This is a genomic window from Erwinia wuhanensis, from assembly GCF_030484085.1.
Taxonomy (GTDB): domain Bacteria; phylum Pseudomonadota; class Gammaproteobacteria; order Enterobacterales; family Enterobacteriaceae; genus Erwinia; species Erwinia aeris.
In genome coordinates, this window is record NZ_JAUJUH010000012.1 from 19493 (window position 1) to 37672 (window position 18180).

Below are 18180 nucleotides of genomic sequence, written 5' to 3' on the forward strand. Positions count from 1 at the left end.
TTATAAAGCTAAGGCCTTGGTGAGGCGCTTCCCTGGAAGGTTTAGTCGCCCGAAGACGGTGGGTTGTCGCCAATTTTATGGTGATACTCATGGCGAAACCAGCGCAGGTTAACGGGCTGACGGCTAAGCAGACGTTTTATCAACGGGATAATATGTTCGCCGATCTGCATGCCTGCCAGGCCTGCCAGCGCAACGAACGGCGGCGCCGGAGAGCTCACGTCCAGAACGGCGTAAATAACGCCTGCCAGAACGCCGACCGCCAGCGAAACAGAATAGGTCTTTAACATATCAGCCTGCCTGTTTTGCGATAAGGGATGGCGATACCGGGCTTTTCTCGGTGACGGCCTGGATGTGTAAGCCAGAGGGTGCCCGGGCTATTGGTACATTGTTCAGCAGCTTTCCGCCCAGCGTGCTGCCGATGACCATGCCCAACAACCCGACAAGCGCCACGGCAGGCGGAGCAGGAGAGCGGACTTTGAGCAGCGAATAAACCAGCCCGATCAGCGCGCCCGCGCCCAGAGAAATGATTAAAGGACTCACAGATCCTCCTTTCCAGGATAGCCGGCCAGCCCGGTAAGGGGCCAGCCGGATCGATTAACGTACCGGTGCGTGTACTGGCGCCAGGGTACGGTGCTCGCTCTTCTGACGAGAAGGCGCTTTGTGCACCATGGTGTAGGCGTAGTCGACGCCGATGCCGTAAGCGCCTGAATGCTCTTTGGCAATGTCCATAACGGCGTTGTAAGTGTCTTTGTGCGCCCAGTCACGCTGCCACTCCAGCATCACCTGCTGCCAGGTCACCGGGATCACGCCAGCCTGGATCATGCGCTGCATCGCATAGTCGTGCGCTTCTTTAGTGGTGCCGCCGGAGGCATCAGCCACCATATAAATTTCGTAATCGCCTTCCAGCATGGCGCACAGCGCAAAAGTGTTGTTACAGACTTCGGTCCACAGGCCGGAAACCACAATCTTCTGCTTGCCGTTGGCCGCCAGCGCATCACGAACTTTCTGGTCATCCCATGAGTTCATTGAGGTGCGCTCAAGAATGTCCTGGCCCGGCAGCGCGTCCAGCAGTTCCGGGAAGGTATGACCGGAGAAGCTTTCGGTCTCAACGGTGGTCAGTACGGTCGGAATGTTGAAAACTTTGGCCGCTTTAGCCAGCGCAACGACGTTGTTTTTCAGCACCTGACGATCGATTGACTGGACGCCAAAGGCCATCTGGGGCTGCTGGTCGATAAAGATAATCTGGCAGTTCTGCGGCGTCAGTACTTCAAGTTTACGGTTAGTCATATTTTGGCCCATTGAGGTGAGTGTTCCGAAGGAAATACGGCGGTTAATCAACGGCCCTGAAAACGTTATCAAATGCCGTCTTTACGCCGGGTAACTGTCTGCTCGCAGTGTAAGAACCTTTTTATTTTCAAACTATTATCTATAGGTATAACTATACGAACGTATACTTATCCCTTTGTATAACTAGACGCTCTCATGGCCTCCTGAACATAATCCTGCCATCCCACCAGCCTGCTTTACGGCAGGAAAATTCTCTGTCCGCAGTGGTTACCGCCGCTTCGGCACTCTCATTCAGGAGCTTTTATGGTTACCCTTGGTAAAGCCGACGTCATTCTCACTAACGGCCGATTTCACACCGTCGATCGCGAAAATCCTGTTGCCGATGCCGTGGCCATCCGCGACGGTAAGTTTCTGGAAGCAGGCAGCCTGGCGGAAGTCATGCAGCATCACTGCGAAGGCACCAAAGTCATCGACCTGAAGGGCCACGTTGCCGTGCCGGGCCTGAACGACTCGCATCTGCACCTGATCCGCGGCGGCCTGAACTACAACCTTGAGCTGCGTTGGGAAGGCGTGCCTTCCGTTTTTGACGCGCTTCGTATGCTTAAAGAGCAGGCGCTGCGCACGCCGTCGCCTCAGTGGGTACGCGTAATAGGCGGCTGGACCGAGTTCCAGTTTGCCGAGCGCCGCATGCCAACGCTGGATGAAATTAACGAAGCGGCGCCCGATACGCCGGTATTCGTTCTGCACCTGTATGACCGCGCGCTGCTCAACCGCGCCGCGCTAAAAGTCGTGGGCTATACCAAAGAGACGCCGAACCCGCCGGGCGGTGAAATCCAACGCGACAGCAACGGTAACCCGACAGGGATGCTGATCGCCCGCCCTAACGCCATGATCCTTTACGCCACGCTGGCAAAAGGGCCAAAGCTGCCTTTAGAGCAGCAGGTAAACTCAACCCGCCAGTTTATGCGTGAGCTGAACCGGCTTGGCCTCACCAGCGCTATCGATGCGGGCGGCGGTTTCCAGAACTATCCGGAAGATTATGCAGTGATCGCCGAGCTGCATGAGAAGCAGCAGATGACCATTCGCATCGCCTATAACCTTTTCACTCAGCGTCCGGGACACGAGCTGGAGGATTTTGAAAAGTGGACGGACATGCTTACGCCGGGCCAGGGCAGCGACTATTTCCGCCACAACGGCGCGGGTGAAATGCTGGTTTTCTCTGCGGCCGACTTCGAAGACTTCCTGGAGCCGCGCCCGGATCTGGCGCCGGGCATGGAGGATGAGCTGGAGCGCGTGGTTCGTCATCTGGTGGAGCACCGCTGGCCGTTCCGCCTGCATGCCACCTATGACGAGTCGATCGGCCGCATGCTGGACGTCTTCGAGAAGGTCAACCGCGACATTCCGTTTAATGGCCTGCACTGGTTCTTCGACCATGCCGAAACCGTCACCCAACGCAATATTGACCGTATTAAGGAGCTGGGCGGCGGTATCGCGGTACAGCATCGCATGGCGTTCCAGGGAGAATACTTTGCCGAACGTTACGGCATTGAGGCTACCCGGCATACGCCGCCGGTGGCGCGCATGCTGGAAACCGGCGTGCCGGTCGGTCTTGGCACCGACGCCACGCGCGTCGCCAGCTATAACCCCTGGACCGCGCTCTACTGGCTGGTCTCTGGCCGCACCGTGGGCGGGATGCAGATGTATGACGTCAATGCCCGGCTGGATCGCGACACCGCATTAATGTTGTGGACACAGGGCAGCGCCTGGTTTTCTAACGAACAGAATAAAAAAGGCCAGATCAAAGCCGGCCAGCTGGCCGACCTGGTGGTACTGAGCAAGGATTACTTCAGCGTGCCGGATGAAGAGATCAAGGGCATTGAGTCGGTACTGACCGTAGTCGATGGCAAAATCGTTTACGCTGCCGGCGCTTTCAGCAGCGAAGCGCCGCCGTCGATACCGGTATTGCCCGAATGGTCGCCGGTGGTAAAGGTGCCGGGCCACTATCGCAGCGCGCCGCCAGCCACGACAGCGCGTGTGGGAATGCAGCAGATGCCTCATCAGTGCAGCGGCCCGTGCGGCGTGCACAGCCACTCGCACGGCATCGCCCGTGGCGCTAACCTGCCGGTATCCGAGGAAAACGCCTTCTGGGGCGCGCTCGGCTGCAGCTGCTTTGCGTTCTGATAATGATGAAACCTTTATTTTCTCAGCCGCCCCGCATCGATGCGGGGCTGTTCTTCCTGCGCCTTACCGGCTGCCTGCTGTTGCTGTATGTACACGGCCTGCCAAAGGTATTCCATTTCAGCGAAGAACTGACGCGTATCGAGGATCCCCTTGGCCTCGGTCCTTATATGAGCCTGCTGCCGGCTATTTTTGCCGAAGTGATTTGCCCGCTATTTATCCTGGCCGGCGTATTCACACTCCCTGCCTGCCTGGCCGTTATCGGCGTGCTGCTGGTCGCCATGGTGTTTGTTCATCCTGACTGGAGCATGGCGGAAGGTCAGTTTGGCTGGCTGCTGTTGATTATCTTCACCACGCTGGCCATAACCGGCCCGGGACGGTGGCGGCTCGGTGGCGGTACGCGAAGAGAGGTACGTTATGGCGCAGGTTAACGATATTAACGATGTGACCGGGAGCGAGGAGATCGCTCCCGCTCCGGCGATCGCGTCCCCCTGGCAGCCGCTGCGTCAGCCGGTGTTTCGCATGCTGTGGCTCGCCACGGTTGTCTCCAATATTGGCTCATGGATGAACGATGTGGGCGTCAACTGGACTATGCTGACGCTCAGCGCCGATCCGCTGAGCGTGGCGCTGGTTCAGGCGGCAAGCAGCCTGCCTATGTTCCTGTTCGCGCTGCCTTCCGGCGTGCTGGCCGACATTATCGATCGCCGTAAATACCTGCTGTTTTCTCAGCTCTGGGTATTCATCGCGGCAGCGGGTCTGACAGTGCTTTCGTTTACAGGGCACGTCACCCCACTGGTGCTGCTGATCGCCGCCTTCCTGATGAGCATGGGCGCCGCCATGAGTTCGCCGCCTTTTCAGGCCATCGTGCCGGATCTGGTGAAAAAGGCGGAGCTGGGGCCGGCTATCGCGCTGAACTCGCTGGGTATTAACATCAGCCGCGCCATCGGCCCGGCGCTCGGCGGGCTGATCCTGTCTTTTGCGGGGCCGTGGATGGTGTTCCTGCTCAACGCCCTCTCCGTGCTGGGCGTCGCCTGGGTGCTTTACCGCTGGAAAGAATCCCCCAACGTGCAGCGCCTGCCGCCGGAGCATTTCTTTTCGGCGGTGCGCGCGGGCCTGCGCTACGTGCATGCTGCGCCGGTGCTGCGTAACGTGCTGGTCCGCACCGTGGCGTTTTTTGTGTTTGGCAGCGCCGGTTGGGCTTTGCTGCCGCTGGTTGCCCGTCGCGAACTCGGTCTGGGACCCGGTGGCTACGGCATTATGCTGGCCTTTATCGGCGTAGGCGCCATCTGCGGGGCGGTGCTGCTGCCTCGCCTGCGCAAGCATTTCAGCGCCGATCGGCTGATGGTGCTGGCCAGCCTGCTGTTTGCCATGACCCTGCTGGCGCTGGCGTTTATCCGCCATTTCTGGCTGCTCAACGCCTTTGAGTTCTTTACCGGCTTTGCCTGGATCACCGTGCTCTCCACCCTGAATCTGGGGGCGCAGCGCAGTGCGGCAAGATGGGTTAAAGCGCGTGCGCTGGCTGTTTATCTGACCGTGTTCTTTGGCTCGATGACCGTGGGCAGCGCGGTCTGGGGGCAGCTGGCTTCGCGCTACGGCATTCCGCTTTCGCTGTGCACCGCAATGCTGGGGATGGTGCTGGCCAGCCTTACCGTGCTGCGCTGGCGACTGGATAAGGATCCGGATCTGAATCTGGACGTCAGCGAGCTCAGCGAGCCGGTTCCGACGCTGAACATTCATCACGATCGCGGGCCGGTCAGGGTGAGCTACGAATATCAGATCCGCGCAGAAGACGCGCACGCGTTTACGGTCTGTATGCAGGACATGAGGCGCGTTCGCCGTCGCGGCGGCGCCATAAACTGGGCGCTTTATGAATATATCTTCCAGCCCGGCATTTTCGTTGAAACCTTTGTGGTCGGATCCTGGATGGAGCAACTGCGGCAGCTTGAGCGCTACACCATGAACGATCGCAAAATTCAGAGCCGTGTTTACGCATTTCACCAGGCCGAACAGACGCCCGTTGTACGGTATCTGATTGCGCCTGAATAACCGCTGCTTTTTCATTCAACATCGCAAGGAAAAGACAATGAGCACGATTAAAACTGCTGACGGTACGCAAATTTACTTTAAAGACTGGGGCAAGGGTAAGCCGGTGCTGTTCAGTCACGGCTGGCCGCTGGACGCGGATATGTGGGACAACCAGCTGAACTTTCTGGCTGAAAACGGCTATCGCGTCATCGCTTTCGATCGCCGCGGCTTTGGCCGTTCGGATCAGCCGTGGACCGGCTACGATTACGATACTTTCGCCTCGGATATCAACGAGCTCATCACCAGCCTTGATTTGCAGAAGGTGACGCTGGTCGGCTTTTCGATGGGCGGTGGCGACGTTGCGCGTTATATCAACAACTACGGCACCGCGCGCGTGGATGGCCTGGTGCTGCTTGGCGCGGTAACGCCCGCCTTCGGTAAGTCCGATGATTTCCCGCAGGGCGTCGACCAGTCCGTTTTTGCCGGCATCCTGGCGGGATTGCGCCAGGATCGCGCGCAGTTCATCAGTGATTTTGCCGTACCGTTTTACGGCACTAATGCCGGCCAGACGGTTTCAGAAGGCGTACTGACCCAGACGCTGAATATTGCGCTGCTGGCTTCGCTCAAGGGCACGCTGGACTGCGTTAAGGCATTTTCCACCACCGACTTCCGTCCGGATATGGCGAAAATCGACGTGCCCGCGCTGGTTATTCATGGCAGTAACGATCAGGTGGTGCCGTTTGAATCAACCGGCAAGCTTGCCGCGGAGATGATTACAGGCGCGCAGCTGAAAGTGTATGACAATGCGCCGCATGGCTTTGCGGTCACCCATTCCGACCAGCTGAACGTGGATCTTCTGGCATTCCTGAAATCCCTTTAAGGACAGCGTAAGGCCTTGGTTTTAGGCTTATACAGGAGCACAGACCGGCTTTTCAGCCGGTTTTTTGCTTCGTGCTTCTCTTGCACGGGCAGCTGCAGACCTGCAGTCGGAAACCGGCACATCCGGAAGGAAATCACCTGCAATAACGTTCAAAGTCGGCCTCGCGCTGGCTCAGAGAGCTTCCTGCGAAGCGAATCTCTCCAGGGCCGGGCCGTCAAGCCGGTATCGAACCCATTCGCTCAGAGGAAGCGCATCAATACTGCGGTAGAAATCTTTGGCTGACTTATCCCACTCCAGAACGTTCCATTCGATCCGGTTACAGCGGCGGCTAACGGCCAGCTGAGCGATATACTGCAACATGGCTTTTCCTGCGCCTCGTCCCCGGTAATCAGGAGTCGAATAGAGGTCTTCCACGTTAAGGCTGTAGCGACCTGGCCAGGTTGAATAGCCCAACGAGATAACCGCATAGCCGGCAATATCCCCCTCAATCTCGCAGAGATAGGCCTCCGCTGCGGTATCGGCAGAAAACAGGAACGTTCGGATTTCGTCAACATCTGGCATAGCCTCCGGCGGGCTTTCGCGGTAAACGGATAAGCCATTTATCATATTACAGATAGCATCCATATCTTCCGGACCGGCCTGCCGAATAATAACGCTCATAAACTTTCTCTCACCAATATAGTTTGCTGCCTGCAAGGATAATCGGTATTGTTCGATGAAATAAGTGCAATAAAATCAATGGCAGGTGAATTTCATGCATCATGTACTACGGCGTCTTGATCTCAACCTGTTGCCGGTTTTCGATGCTGTTTACCGACACCGCTCGGTCAGGCTTGCCGCCGCTGAACTTGCCATGAGCACTTCAGCGCTGAGCCATGCTTTGACGCGCCTGCGTGAATTTCTCAAGGACCCGCTATTTTATCGTGAGGGGCATAAGATGTGCCCCAGCGTATTTGCCTGCCAGCTGGCGCCTTATATAGCGGGATCGTTATCCACGCTCAATCAACACCTCAGCCCGTTACAGCCCTTCGATCCGCTTGCAAGCACGGAAACGTTCAGAATTGCCGTGACGGATTACACCGCCTTTTGCATATTTCCCGGGTTAATGAAGGAAACAGAAAAAATGGCGCCGGACATTACTTTCGAGTTGTGCCATTTGCCATATAACCCAGCGCTAAAGGAACTGCTGGCAGGCGAAATTGACCTCGCGTTGAGTTTCAGCGAAGCGAATGAGGGTAAACATCAGGATTTAGAGGAGGTTGATTTATTTAGCGATGAGTTTGTCGTTATCAGTAATATTAATCGACCCAGCATGACGCTGGAGGAGTACCTGTCAGCAGGGCACGTAGTGGTCACCCCGTGGAATGAGAAAAAAGGTTTACTGGATGCACACCTCGCGCGTCTGGGGCTGGAACGCAGGATCTCCCTGAGAACGCCATCGATGCTTGCTTCGCCACATATTATTGCTGAGAGCGATCTGTTGATGGCCATTCCTGCCTTTGTAGCCAGCAAGATTGCCGAGCTGGCCAGTATTAAAACCTTTCCCTTACCTTTTTATGCGCCTCCTTTTACGGTAAAAATATATTCTCACAAACGAAGCGGTAAAAAATCATCTACCGACTGGCTTAAAAAAGTTATTTTGCAAAGCATAAAAGAGAAAAAATAGCTTAAAACCTTCCATACGAGGTTGATGGTTTAGCATTACCCTGACTTAATTTTAAGAGCCTGCTCTGATATCTTTTTCCCCGAGGCGGCGGAGTTAGTAGCAAGGTAAGGGTTTTCATTCCAGCAATAAACCTGGGGAATAGTGTATTACAGGAAAAACGGCCTGATTTTTATTACTATCCACCGTAAAACACCGGCCGTTTTTTTTTGCTTCTCTTTATTTAGAGGGCACCCGGGTTTTCTACGCAGATAGACGAATAATTAAGCCATGCGCATAAAACAACGTCAATCCGGTTTTGTTTGCTGCGCAAAAGCGTAACGGCAGGTAAGCAAGTTTTAGATTTATGCATTTTGACGACGCGGCGTGCGCGGATTGACTATGCTCAGAAGCGTTCAGGCTTCCTCCACTTACTCCAGGAAAAATATTATGAAAAAATTATCTGTAATCGCCATCACTGCCGGAATGCTTTTGGTTATGAGTTCACAGGCTGATGCAAAAGGGTGCCTGAAAGGAGCCGCTGCCGGAGGCGTGGCAGGCCACGTTGCCCATCATGGCGTAGCTGGTGCAGCAGCAGGCTGTGCGGTTGGCCATCATATGGCTAAAAAGAAAGAAAAAGAAAAAGAGGCAAACAGCAAGCAGGAGCAGAAATAACAGCCAGGCCGATCAGATGTTTTTCGCCATTCGGCGGCGATCGCATAACAACCGCGCCACAGCAGTGGCATTATCCGTCGCTTTCAGGCAACGGGTAATGCCAATGACATCCGAACCGACGCGTAGTTAGCTAATGCTGACGGCTATCTGTCAGAGTTGCTTTGACACAGCAGCCAGACCGCCTTCTTTTCGAACCAGGGCGTCAGGGAAAAGGCCGCCCGCTCTGGGGGTAAGCGCGTCTTATGGCGCAGATATCAGCTTATCGGTAAAACATGCCTGAACACTCGCTGTGGTAAGCAGAGCGGCAGCCCGATCTGCCGGTACGGGGCGGCTGAAAAGATAGCCCTGGCCGTAATCACAGCGTCGTTTTTGCAGCCACTCGAGAGTGATAGCGTCTTCGATTCCTTCTGCCGTCACCGTTACCTTCAGCTCCTGACACAGCGCCAGGAGAGTTTCCACTACCTTTTGCTGCTGCGAAACGCTCACAACGGTGGAGATAAACGAGCGGTCAATCTTGATCCGGGTAATACCAAGGCCCAGCAGAACCGACATATTGGAGTAACCAGTGCCGAAATCATCCAGCACCACGCCAATACCGTCGTCCCGCAGGGCACGAATAGCTCGTCTGGCCTCTTCTGAAATGGTCATCACGTTCTGCTCCGTCACCTCCAGCTCCAGCTGTACCAGTGCCGCTTGCCGCATGATGCCGGACAGGCGATCTGTCAGCACCGGGTTGAGCAGCTGCTCCGGCGTGATATTCAAAGACAGATGCAGGCCTGCCGGCCAGCCTGGGGTGATGCGAACGACGGCCTGCAGCAGTTCAACAGTCAGAGTGTCCATCAGGCCCAGCTTTTCCACTACGGGAATAAACACCGCAGGTGCAATAACCTTACCGGGGCCGGGTATCCAGCGCGCCAGGATCTCGAATCCGGTAATGCGGCCCGTTTGCAGGGAGACAATAGGCTGCAAAAAAGGGACGATGGTATGGCTTTTGATAGCCTCGGTAACGTCGTGCTCGAGCTTTTCCCTCTGGAGAAATCGTTGCTCCATATCCGGTGAGAAATGGACCAGATGCAGCGTTTTGTCCCGTTTAGCTTCGTACATGGCCAGGTCCGCCGCCCGCACCACGCCAGAGCTTCCGCTACAGGTTGAGCAGGCTACGCCTACCGACAGGCCCAACATGGTATCAGGCCCGGTCCGGATCTCCGCAGCGCGCTGACGGAGGGTTGCAGCAGTTCTGACCGCCTCTTCAGGCTGCCCGCCCCCTGAAGTCATAGCAAATTCATCACCGCCGATGCGGAATACATGGGTTTCCGGGCCGGCAGCTTCTGCCAGCAGGCCTGCCAGAGAAATCAGCGTGGCATCCCCCTGATGATGCCCGTTCAGGTCGTTGATGCTTTTAAAGTCGTTGATGTCGAGTAATGTCAGAAAATAAGGCTGCCCGACCGCTTCAAGCTGGGCAATACGAGCGCTGAATGCTCTCCGGTTACCCACGCCGGTCAGCTCATCGGTATCGGCCAGCCGAAGAGCATTTTTTTCAGCGGCAAGCATTTTGCGTATGAGCCTGCCGATCAGCAGGCCAGGAATGATCATGGCCAGCAGAGCAAAGGCAGAGGACGTCAGGATAAACCTGAGCCTTTCGCTGGTTTCAAAATCGGCGCTATAGCCCAGACCGAGCAGCACGGAAATCTGCGCCTCAAGTCCGTACTCCCATAAGGTGGAAAGCAAAAATATGGTTACAATATTAAGCATTGCTAACCATAAAAGTTTCAGGTGCATCCGAGAACCCCGGCAATATAATTAGTTGAATATTCAGTAGTTATCACTAAAAAACGCAATTTAATTCCGCATAATATTGATAGCATGCCGGAAATCATGTTATTTATAATGAAATAAATCTATTGGAATAAGTATTTACCTCTGGCAAGTTGCAGACGCCCTGCCCATCCTTTGCCAGGCGCGATAAAAGAAACCCGATCCTATATCGGCAGAATTTGCCAAATTAACAGGCCATGTCGGTAAATTTTATTCACTATTGCAGATTGGTGCTGTAAATTTGCCTTATCAGGCGAAACGGCCATAGAAAAAGTCAGGCTATTTTCGTGAAGAAAAATAACCGCTACCGACGACTTTTTCGGTTTCTGTTTCAGGTCCCGAGAAGGCGATCGGAGAAATATGCTGATGTAATCCGCACAGAGTTATAATGATTATGATTTATAACTCAAGAGACTGCTTAGATTTACCTTTAAAATGTCGATAAAATAAAAAGCAAAGGCCACCCTATTACCAGGTGATTTTAGAAAAACTTATCTTACTTCACCTAAGGGCATATTTAATTCTTGTTCAGGCCCTGAAATCCGCAATCCATTTTCAGGCCAGATTACGGATCCCACGCTTAAGCGGCCAATGCCATTTACTCTGGCCTATCAATAATGATGATGCGATGAGCAACGGCGATAAGATCTTTTTCAACAATATCAGGCTGTTTGCCAACGCGTAATACCGCATTGCCCGGACGAGCAACCAGTGCACCTTTCCAGCCGCAGGCTGTTGCGCCCAGGATATCCCAGGTATGCGCAGCGACAAGCCGCAACAAATCGGCATTCACGCCGAGCCTCTGTGCCACGCTGGTGTAATTCTCCGTGGCCGGTTTGAAACGTTTGACCTCTTCAACCGAGAACTGCTTTTCAAAAAAGTGAGCAAGGCCCGATTGTTCCAGCACCTTCTGGCCAGCCTGAGTGGATGAATTGGTGAGCGTCACCAGACGAAATCCGGCTGCCCGCAGCATTTCCAGCGCGGGCAACGCATCCGGGTGAGCAGGAAGCGTCGCCAGACGCTGTCGGAATTCATTTATGTCTTGCTCTGAAAGTATGGTACCTCTTATCTCAGCCACCATTTGCAACACGGCTACAGCAAGCTCGCCAAAGGGCATGTAACTGCCGCTGAGAGTAAGCGACTGGGAGTAAATGATTAATTCAGAGAACCATTGGCGCAAAATTCGTTCGTCACCAAATACCCTTTCAAAAATGGGGTTCAGCGCCCCTGTATCCAGAAGCGTTTCATTGACATCAAAAACTATTATCTTATTGCACATTATTTCCCCCTCTGATTAAAGGTTAAGTGTAGATGCAGATTGGGTGATGGCAACATTTTGGAAGTATTGTATCGGTTAACAGGGAACTCTTTCCGCTTAAAAATATAAGTCACCCTTCCAATTTTCACTAAACATATATTAAGGATGTGTTTATAAATTATATTGTAGTTATTTTTATTTGGAAAATTACATCTGAACGAAGAAAGCGTTAATACCTATGGACGTGATTATCCTTTCCTGTTTGTTCAGAAAACCGGATATCCTGAATACAATATTTTATGTAAATCACCATAGAGATTTATTATTTTCAGGCATTTAAAATTTCTTATTTTACCTGTTAGCGGCTGCTCAAAAAAAGCAACGCCGACTGTTGATGTTTACAGGAATGCGCTAACAGATAACGGGATTATAAATCCGTTAGTTAACGGCATTGCCAGCATGATGGAATCAAGAGCAGAGGGTAAAGCGCTATTATCTCCATTCAAATCCAAATCATGAAATTGAAACCTATAATTACTTTGTCGGCCAGGATAATCAATCTGTTAATCTGCATTCTGGCGGGCACCAGCGTATACAAAAGGTAACTAAATAAAGCGCGTTCACTCTGATGGTGGCAGAACAACATCAGGATAGCAACATCTCATTTTCATAGATAAAAAACCAAATAGTTCATGATGTTATTTTTTTTATAAAGTTAAAAAAATAAAATTAAAGGGTGGCTTTTAGAAAAGACGATTTTATTGCCGACCTGACTATACCTGTTTATAAAAACCGGCCCATGTATACAGGGGAATGGAATGATAATCATGTCACAAAAATTGAGATCGTTCACAAAAAATAATGGCGAAGCCTTTTTATACTTAGCAACCGATGCAAACTGGCATCATCTTTATAATAATATGCACTGGGAAAGCGATACATTACCTTATCAAAGCTAAGCTTATTCTGAAAAAATCAGATTTTTTAATCATCCTTATCATGAGTCCTCTGTACCAACGGCTATCCTGCTTTAGCCCAACGAATGACTATTGTGGGAAAAAACCGGCTCCGGCATTAACGGCAACAGGCTATCAGCTGTAGCGCCTGTTTTAACCAACCGTTATCACTTTGGGTGATTTTTAACCTTTCAGCCGCCTTCAGCCGTAAATTAATGACTTTATATAATGGGACTTATATAAAGCCAGGACATCAGGCCCGGAAGCAGGTATGCTTTTCCAGGCGGGTTCACAGCAAAAAGCGACTGTGTATCTCTCGGCATACGTGATTGAAATGCAGCCTGTAAACTGGCATCGCTACGTAAATTATTAGGGGATTAGCCCCTCTTACTCATGCAGAATTCACGTAGCGCGATCGGAAAAAATTGAGGAGATTATCAGACGAAAATGGGTGAAATCATAGCCAACGGTATGGTATCGGCCCTTACCGCCGATGAAGATATTGCAGCACGGCTAAAGGAGTTTGTGCAGGACAAAGATGCCTTTTCATCCAATACCTGGCGGCAGCTACTTAGCGTGATGCGTGTCTGCTATCGCTGGGCCAGGGAGAATGCACGCACCTTTTTGCCTATGACTGACGCCGATCTTCGCGATTATCTCAATTTCCTACAGCTGACAGGGCGAGCTTCTTCGACGATTGCTACTCATGCTTCACTGATTTCGATGTTACACCGTAACGCCGGATTGACGCCACCAAACACTTCGCCGATCGTTTTCCGTACTATCAAAAAGATTAACCGCGTGGCTGTCGTAGGCGGCGAGCGTACCGGTCAGGCGATCCCTTTCCGACTCGCTGACCTGATGAAGCTTGATAGCCTGTGGTTTAATTCCTCTTTACTGAGGGAGAAACGCAATCTGGCTTTCCTCCATGTTGCGTATAATACACTGTTGCGCGTCAGCGAACTCTCCCGCCTTCGGGTCCGCGACGTCACCTTTGCCGATGACGGACGCATTATTCTTGATGTGGCCTGGACAAAAACTATCGTACAGACGGGCGGACTGATTAAGGCACTCAGCAATCTTTCTACCCAGCGGCTGATGGAATGGATTGCGGCTGCGGGGTTGGCCGCAGAACCGGATGCTTTCCTGTTCTGTCCGGTTCATCGTTCTAATAAAGCGGTAATGATCGCCGAGCGGCCGCTCAGCACCCCCTCTTTTGAAACTATTTTCGCCCATGCCTGGCGAACGTCAGGGCATTCAAAATCAGCGAAGCTGAACAAAAACCGCTATGGCGGCTGGAGCGGCCATAGTGCCCGCGTCGGTGCAGCGCAGGATATGGCGAAACAGGGCTATGCCGTGGCGCAAATAATGCAGGAAGGAACCTGGAAAAAACCGGAAACGTTGATGCGCTATATCCGTAACGTTGATGCTCATCAGGGAGCCATGGTGGATTTAATGGAGAAGAAACTCTGATTTGCCCGCTATGCAGTTGCGCCGCCCCCCTAACGCTGGCGCATAAAATGCCCGTTAGCGGTCCAATCCTGACAGGCATTTTATCCACAGAAAAAGTGGATAGCCTGTGCACAGAAAAGTATGGTTTTATGCCAGCGGTCGATTATTTACAGTAATCCCTGTGGATGGCCCAGCCCGACAAAGAGTTTGAGCTACCGCCTTTTAAGCCTGCTGTTGTACCAGCCAGGAGGCGGTTGTACTATACAACCGGTTAATTAACAGGGATTTTCCAATCAAATAAGGGAGGGGGCTGATGAAAGCTTTACGGTCAATGTGCAGCCAGTCCGTTCACCACGCATGCAGTAAAAACAATTATGTCTGATAAAAAAGCAAAGGGCGGAAAGAAAACCTCTCCAACGCCACACGACCTGGCATTCAAACAGTTCCTGACCCATCCCGATACCGCGCGGGATTTTATGCAGCTGCATCTGCCGTCAGAACTGCAGGCCGTTTGCGATTTCAACACGCTAAAACTGGAGTCCGGGAGTTTTATTGAGGAAAATCTGCGCCCCTATTTTAGCGATGTGCTTTACAGTCTGAAAACAGCTGCAGGTGACGCCTATGTGCATGTTTTGATTGAGCATCAGTCCACACCGGACAAGCACATGGCCTTCCGGCTTTTCCGCTATGCAATAGCGGCTATGCAGCGCCATCTGGACGCCGGTCATAAAAAGCTGCCGCTGGTGATCCCGGTTTTATTCTATACCGGCCGGCGCAGCCCCTATCCTTACTCCACGCGCTGGCTGGATGAATTTGCCGATCCGGTGCAGGCTGAAAAGCTCTATAGCGGTCATTTCCCCCTCGTCGACGTTACGGTTATACCTGACGACGAGATCATGGAGCACCGCAGTATGGCGGCCCTGACGCTGCTGCAAAAACATATCCACCAACGCGATCTGGCCGAGCTGCTGGATCGGCTGGCGACGCTTCTGCTGAAGGAACATGTTACAGGACAGCAGCTGGCATCGCTGATAAACTACCTTATACAGGCAGGCGAAACTTCAGACGCAGAGGCCTTTGTACGTGAACTGGCACAACGGGTGCCGAAACATGAGGATGCACTGATGACCATCGCGCAACAGCTTGAACAGAAAGGCATTGAAAAAGGGCGGGCCGAAGGTATTCAGCTCGGCCGACAGGAAGGCAGATATGAAGGCAGGCTTGAAGGAAAGCTCGAAGGCAAGCTAGAAGGAAAGCTTGAAGTAGCCCGCACTATGCTGCAAAACGGCCTCGATCGTAACACCGTGATGAAAATGACCGGTCTTGGCGAAGAAGAACTGGCGCGGATCAGGCATTAATGGTGGCAGGTGCTTAGGCCAGGGTTACGATCGCTGCGGGTGCCGAAAAAATGTACCCTGTTGGCTGGCTGTGCAATACGCCAGGCCGCGTTATTATACCTGGCTCCGACGTATTGCATTGAAAAGTATGCAGAAACCGCACCTGAAATCACTTTTCGATTTAAATTATTCCACACATCCCGCATGCTATACCTGCCTTCAGCACCCGATTTTCCCAATGACCAAATCCAAACGGGCACGTAGGTTTGTATAGCCCAATCCGCCCTTACTAAACCTCTTATAGCGTTGCAATATATCGCGAGAGAAAACGGCGCTGCCTGTCGATAAACCCAGGCTCAGACGGGACCAATAATATCCAGACGCAGCCCCTGCGCCTGAAGAATTTCTTTGCAGGTATCGGGTAAATCAGTATCGGTGATGACGTGACTAAAAGGGTGTTCAGGGGCGAGCGGATACGGATGGATCTGACCAAATTTCGACGAGTCGGTCAGCGCAATAGTATGGGTGTTTTTAGCCATCAGGGCGTTAACGACATCGCAGCGCAGCATATTACGACCGGTAAAACCGGTCAACGCGTCCCAGCCATCTATGCCGATAAAGACCTTATGGAAGTTGAGGTGCTGGATACAAAGTCGGGTCAGCGGCCCTACCACGGATTCGCTGCTTTTTTGATACAGGCCGCCAAGAATAATAACCTCCCCACCCGTCTCCCTGAGCAATCCGGCAATATAGTGGCTGACCGTAATAATGGTAATGTCCCGTCTTTCACTCAGCTCCCTGGCCAGCAGCGCGTTGGTACTGCCTCCCTCAATGAAAACCGCCTCTCCGGCATTCACCAGTGAAGCCGCATGCTCTGCGAGACGTTTCTTGACGGCATAGCGGGTGCGCATCCTTGCGCCCACATCATCACTTTCAGGCGCAACGGCCGATCCGTGCACGCGACGCAGAAAACCGCCTTTTTCCAGCACGTTCAGATCCTGACGTACCGTTACCTCGGAAACACCAGTGATTTGAGAAAGTTCGCTGACGCTGACGCTGCCGCGTTCACTGACGAGCTGAATAATATTCTGATGACGTACGTTCATGGTGCCTGCCGGTAAGCTTTTTTAGCAAGCTTACCAGAAAGACAGGCCGCTACAAATGCTGCCGATCCGCCGAAAGCGGGTCGGCAAGGGTCTCATTCCAGTCCGAGACTGCGGCGCCCGTTCGCGTTCAGCTTTTCAGAGGTGAAGCGACCTTTCCAGGTGACTTCATAATCTTCCTGTGGAAAATCGGCGGGCGATTCGCCTGATGCCAGCGCCTGCGCAACGGCGGCCGCGCAGACGGCGTTCTTGTCACAGAGAGGCGCGGCCGGGATATACATTACATTTCCCCAGCCCTGCTGATTTTCTACCGGGGCAACGGAATGAATAACATCACAATGCCACCAGACTGAATCCCCTGCCTGGAGTGAAGGTATTGAGCACAATCCCTGAATCAGTTCAGGATGCCATTTTTCCGACACCGGCAGCACTTTCCCGGGCGCAACGCCGCACAGCTCCTCCTCCGGGACATCTTTCAGTAGCGGGCGCAACAGCAAATAAGCCATTGCTTCGGGTACCGGCACGACATGCAGCAGCCCCTGCCCGACCTGCATATCAGAAAGCGCCGTCCAGCCCTGAAAGGTACGAAATGCCGAACATTTTGTTGTGGTGCCGGCCTGGTACTCATAAACATCGGTACGCCAGGCTGCGTCCCACGGATCGTATTCATTAAAACGGTTCGAGAAAATTTTGCGGAACACTTTTTGATAAGCAGGAAGCAACCACCGCTCCAGCGCGCCTGAATCTGTATGCGCACCCAGCCCTTTTGAGGTTGTGCCCGGCAGACGACGTCGTATGCGGTCGGGATAGATGATGTTCACATCAGGCTCAAACCAGCGTATACCTGCCGATTCGAATTTCCAGAGCCGGTTCAGGAAAGCCTGAGTTTGCGCCATGGCGTCGCTCTGCCGCGCTTCCATCTGAGCCGGAGACCAGTAAACAGGGTAGATTTCAGGGCGTGAAGCGTCGAGGCTACCAAAAAAGTTGTCGCCAGGCCCCTGGTACACGCCATCGAAATCGTTGGCGTCCAGGTAGTCGAGCATCGATTTATCCCATCCCAGCGCCTGCTCACGGTTGAAAGTTTGCCTGACCACCACACACCCCCTGCGGCGAATATAATTCCTGGTCTCTTCCGAAACACGTCCTGCGGCAATCTCTTGCAGGCTGACTTCCGGCCATGCGGAGCCCTGCTGCTGTTCTTCGGTACGTGCCGCCTTGAGCTCGCCGACAATCTTCGCTCTTACCTGTTCGAATAATCCTTCCACATCGCCAATTTCTTCCCTGAGCGCCTTTTTCATCAGGCGTATATTTTGCTTAGCGTCTTCTGGTTGATCGACTGAAGTGAAGCTGGTGTCCATGGTGCTCTCCGCTGCTTTCGCCATCTTTGTTTCGAATGAAACAAATATAACCTTCATTCACAATAAAGAACCAGTATTCAACATCTGTTTAACAATGAAAGTCTGATGAAGATCACATTAAAGGGCTTAAAAACAGCGCAAGGGCATTTGGATGAAGGGTAGTCAGTAATAAAGAAGGGTTATCGGCCGTGTTTTAAGAGCATTTTTCACTGTT

16 protein-coding genes are annotated in these 18180 nt (G+C 52.8%); 8 read left to right on the top strand and 8 right to left on the bottom strand.

Annotation, left to right across the window (positions count from 1 at the left end):
* Positions 1 to 41: 41 nt before the first annotated feature.
* Genes QZH36_RS21000 through QZH36_RS21010 form a run of 3 tightly spaced genes read right to left on the bottom strand, consistent with a single transcriptional unit; the run spans position 42 to position 1287 of the window.
* Positions 42 to 287 carry a DUF1427 family protein gene (locus QZH36_RS21000; protein ID WP_253461383.1) on the bottom strand — a complete coding sequence of 82 codons (246 nt, stop codon included), beginning with the start codon at positions 285 to 287 and terminating at the stop codon, positions 42 to 44.
* A gap of 1 nt (position 288) precedes the next feature.
* Positions 289 to 540: a DUF1427 family protein gene (locus QZH36_RS21005; RefSeq protein WP_253461385.1), complete on the bottom strand. Its 252-nt coding sequence runs from the start codon at positions 538 to 540 to the stop codon at positions 289 to 291.
* Between the two features lie 54 nt (positions 541 to 594).
* Positions 595 to 1287, bottom strand: a complete 693-nt coding sequence (locus QZH36_RS21010; protein ID WP_253461387.1) for a hydrolase — start codon at positions 1285 to 1287, stop codon at positions 595 to 597.
* 303 nt (positions 1288 to 1590) lie between these two features.
* On the opposite strand from QZH36_RS21010, the gene QZH36_RS21015 reads away from it, so the two are divergent.
* Genes QZH36_RS21015 through QZH36_RS21030 form a run of 4 tightly spaced genes read left to right on the top strand, consistent with a single transcriptional unit; the run spans position 1591 to position 6370 of the window.
* A complete protein-coding gene (locus QZH36_RS21015; RefSeq protein ID WP_253461389.1) occupies positions 1591 to 3468 on the top strand; it encodes an amidohydrolase in 1878 nt (625 codons plus the stop codon).
* 2 nt (positions 3469 to 3470) lie between these two features.
* Entirely contained in the window at positions 3471 to 3896 is a 426-nt protein-coding gene (locus tag QZH36_RS21020; protein ID WP_436830572.1) for a DoxX family protein, read from the top strand.
* Positions 3883 to 5511 carry an MFS transporter gene (locus tag QZH36_RS21025; RefSeq protein ID WP_301731050.1) on the top strand — a complete coding sequence of 543 codons (1629 nt, stop codon included), beginning with the start codon at positions 3883 to 3885 and terminating at the stop codon, positions 5509 to 5511. The genes QZH36_RS21020 and QZH36_RS21025 overlap by 14 nt, the downstream gene beginning before the upstream one ends.
* Positions 5512 to 5548: 37 nt before the next feature.
* Entirely contained in the window at positions 5549 to 6370 is an 822-nt protein-coding gene (locus QZH36_RS21030; protein WP_301253008.1) for an alpha/beta fold hydrolase, read from the top strand.
* A 171-nt stretch (positions 6371 to 6541) separates the two neighbouring features.
* Here the strand turns inward: QZH36_RS21030 and QZH36_RS21035 are convergent, their stop codons facing one another.
* Positions 6542 to 7030 (bottom strand): GNAT family N-acetyltransferase, encoded by a 489-nt coding sequence (locus tag QZH36_RS21035; RefSeq protein ID WP_301253010.1) that lies wholly within the window; start codon positions 7028 to 7030, stop codon positions 6542 to 6544.
* 94 nt (positions 7031 to 7124) lie between these two features.
* Between QZH36_RS21035 and QZH36_RS21040 the strand changes: the two genes are divergently transcribed.
* Together QZH36_RS21040 and QZH36_RS21045 are read left to right on the top strand one after the other, a co-directional pair.
* The gene (locus QZH36_RS21040) at positions 7125 to 8036 is read left to right on the top strand and encodes a LysR family transcriptional regulator (RefSeq protein WP_301731052.1); all 912 of its coding nucleotides are present in this window, start codon (positions 7125 to 7127) and stop codon (positions 8034 to 8036) included.
* 426 nt (positions 8037 to 8462) lie between these two features.
* A complete protein-coding gene (locus tag QZH36_RS21045; protein ID WP_301253013.1) occupies positions 8463 to 8687 on the top strand; it encodes a hypothetical protein in 225 nt (74 codons plus the stop codon).
* A gap of 240 nt (positions 8688 to 8927) precedes the next feature.
* Here QZH36_RS21045 and QZH36_RS21050 read toward each other — a convergent pair whose 3' ends face one another.
* Positions 8928 to 10439, bottom strand: a complete 1512-nt coding sequence (locus QZH36_RS21050) for a putative bifunctional diguanylate cyclase/phosphodiesterase (RefSeq protein WP_301731053.1) — start codon at positions 10437 to 10439, stop codon at positions 8928 to 8930.
* A 661-nt stretch (positions 10440 to 11100) separates the two neighbouring features.
* The gene (locus tag QZH36_RS21055) at positions 11101 to 11781 is read right to left on the bottom strand and encodes a haloacid dehalogenase type II (protein ID WP_301731054.1); all 681 of its coding nucleotides are present in this window, start codon (positions 11779 to 11781) and stop codon (positions 11101 to 11103) included.
* A 1382-nt stretch (positions 11782 to 13163) separates the two neighbouring features.
* Between QZH36_RS21055 and QZH36_RS21060 the strand changes: the two genes are divergently transcribed.
* Both QZH36_RS21060 and QZH36_RS21065 read left to right on the top strand, forming a co-directional pair.
* Positions 13164 to 14189: a tyrosine-type recombinase/integrase gene (locus tag QZH36_RS21060; protein ID WP_301731056.1), complete on the top strand. Its 1026-nt coding sequence runs from the start codon at positions 13164 to 13166 to the stop codon at positions 14187 to 14189.
* A 353-nt stretch (positions 14190 to 14542) separates the two neighbouring features.
* Positions 14543 to 15526 (top strand): Rpn family recombination-promoting nuclease/putative transposase, encoded by a 984-nt coding sequence (locus tag QZH36_RS21065; RefSeq protein WP_253461407.1) that lies wholly within the window; start codon positions 14543 to 14545, stop codon positions 15524 to 15526.
* Between the two features lie 335 nt (positions 15527 to 15861).
* Here the strand turns inward: QZH36_RS21065 and QZH36_RS21070 are convergent, their stop codons facing one another.
* Both QZH36_RS21070 and QZH36_RS21075 read right to left on the bottom strand, forming a co-directional pair.
* On the bottom strand, positions 15862 to 16611 hold the full coding sequence (locus tag QZH36_RS21070; RefSeq protein ID WP_253461409.1) for a DeoR/GlpR family DNA-binding transcription regulator: 750 nt from the start codon (positions 16609 to 16611) through the stop codon (positions 15862 to 15864).
* 92 nt (positions 16612 to 16703) lie between these two features.
* Positions 16704 to 17966, bottom strand: coding sequence for a YbiU family protein (locus QZH36_RS21075; RefSeq protein WP_301253018.1), 1263 nt, complete (start codon positions 17964 to 17966; stop codon positions 16704 to 16706).
* Positions 17967 to 18180 lie beyond the last annotated feature (214 nt).